Annotated in this window: 1 protein-coding gene; it reads left to right on the top strand. The window is 64.4% G+C overall.

What is annotated here, in order from left to right:
• Window positions 1-2146 (top strand): NADP-dependent malic enzyme (locus tag QQJ84_RS19305; protein WP_284259957.1); only part of this gene is annotated, 2146 nt, incomplete at both ends.

The following is a 2146-nucleotide window of genomic DNA, read 5'->3' as shown; positions in this document are numbered from 1 at the left end:
CTGGCGATTACGGCGACGAAGCGGATGGAGACGTCGCGGGATCTGTCACTGGCGTATTCTCCTGGGGTTGCGGCGGCGTGCGATGCCATTGTGGCTGACCCTGACACCTCGTTTGACCTCACCTCGCGGGCCAACCTTGTTGGCGTGATCACCAACGGCACGGCGGTGCTGGGGCTGGGCAATATCGGCGCGCTGGCCGGCAAGCCGGTGATGGAGGGCAAGGCGGTTCTCTTCAAGAAATTCGCCGGGATCGATTCGTTCGACATTGAGGTGAACGAGCAGGACCCTGACAAGTTCATCGACATCGTCGCGTCGCTGGAGCCGACCTTTGGCGGCATCAATCTGGAGGACATCAAGGCGCCGGAATGCTTCCGCATTGAGCAGACCTTGCGCGCGCGCATGAATATTCCGGTGTTTCATGATGACCAGCACGGCACCGCGATCATCGTGGGCGCGGCGGTGCTGAACGCGATCAAGGTGCAGGGCAAAAAAATTGAGGAGGTGAAAATCGTTACCTCCGGCGCGGGGGCGGCGGCGCTTTCCTGCGTGAATATTTTGCTTTCGCTCGGCGCGAAGCCTGAAAACGTCACCATGACCGACAAGGAGGGCGTGATCTATATCGGGCGGCCCAATCTCGACCCGACGCTGGAACATGTGGCGCGGCAGACCGATGCGCGGGTGTTGCATGAGGTGCTGGCCGGGGCTGATATTTTCCTCGGGCTTTCGGCGCCGCGTGTGCTCAGGCAGGAGTGGCTGGCGCTGCTGGCGCCCAACCCGTTGATCCTGGCGCTGGCCAATCCGGAACCGGAGATTTTGCCGGAACTGGTGATGGCGGCGCGCCCGGATGCGATCATGGCAACGGGGCGCTCGGATTTTCCGAACCAGGTGAACAACGTTCTGTGCTTTCCATTCATCTTCCGCGGCGCGCTCGATGTGCGGGCGACGGCGATTACCGAGAGCATGAAGCTGGCGGCGGTGGAGGCCATTGCGGAGCTGGCGCGGGTGGAAGCCTCGGAGACGGTGGCGGCGGCCTATGGCGGCGTCGCGCCGACCTTCGGGCCGGAATACATCATCCCCAAACCTTTCGATCCACGCTTGATCCTTCACATCGCCCCGGCCGTGGCCCGCGCCGCGATGGAAGCTGGTGTGGCGCGCAAGCCGATTGAGGATTTTGACGCTTATCAGCATGAGCTTGAGCGTTTTGTGTTTCGCTCCGGGCAGTTGTTGCGACCTGTTATCGAAGTTGCGCGCAAGGCGCATCCGCGCATCGTGTATGCCGAGGGCGAGGACGAACGCACTCTGCGCGCGGTGCAGAGCGTGTTGGACGACCGGCTGGCGCAGCCCGTGCTGGTGGGCCGCGGCATGGTGATTGCCGCCAAAATCGCCAGCCTGGGCCTGCGGATGCGGCCAGGGCAGGATGTGCGCATTGTTGATTTCGACCAGGACAAGGCGCTGTTCGCGCAGGTGCTGGGTGACTACCAGAAGCGCGTCGGCCGGCGCGGCGTGCCGCCGGAATGGGCGGCGCGGCATTTGCGCAAGCGCCCGACGGTTGCCGCCGGCATGCTGCTGGCGCTGGGCGAGGCGGACGCCGCCATTTGCGGCGGCACCGGCGACTGGTGGCGGCAGTTTCAGTATGCGTTGCCGATCATCCCGCGCTGCGCCGGGGCGACGCGCGTTTATGCGATGACGGCGCTGATCGTGCAGGCGGGTGTTTTGTTTTTCTGCGACACGCATGTGAACATGGACCCGACGGCGGAAGAGCTGGCGGAGATGACGCATCTGGCGGCGCGGGCGGTGCATCATTTCGGTATCAAGCCGAAAGTGGCGCTGCTCTCGCATTCCAACTTCGGCGGCTCCAACTCGCCCTCCGCCCGCAAGATGCGCGCCGCCCTGGCGTTGATCCGCGCGCAGGACCCGGAGTTGGAAATCGACGGCGAAATGCACGGCGACGCGGCGCTGGTGGAGCAGATCCGCGCGCAGGCGCTGCCCGATTCGACGCTGACCGGCGCTGCCAATCTGGTGATTTTCCCCAATATCGACGCGGCGAACATCGCCTTCAACCTGGTGAAGGCCATCGCCGAGGGCGTCACCGTGGGGCCGATGTTGCTGGGCCTGAACAAGCCGCTGCACATCGCGGTGCCAAGCG

Source organism: Acidocella aquatica (assembly GCF_030160635.1).
Classification (GTDB): domain Bacteria; phylum Pseudomonadota; class Alphaproteobacteria; order Acetobacterales; family Acetobacteraceae; genus Acidocella; species Acidocella aquatica.
The sequence above is the reverse complement of the archived record's forward strand: the minus strand, read 5'-3'. Positions and strand labels throughout refer to the sequence as shown.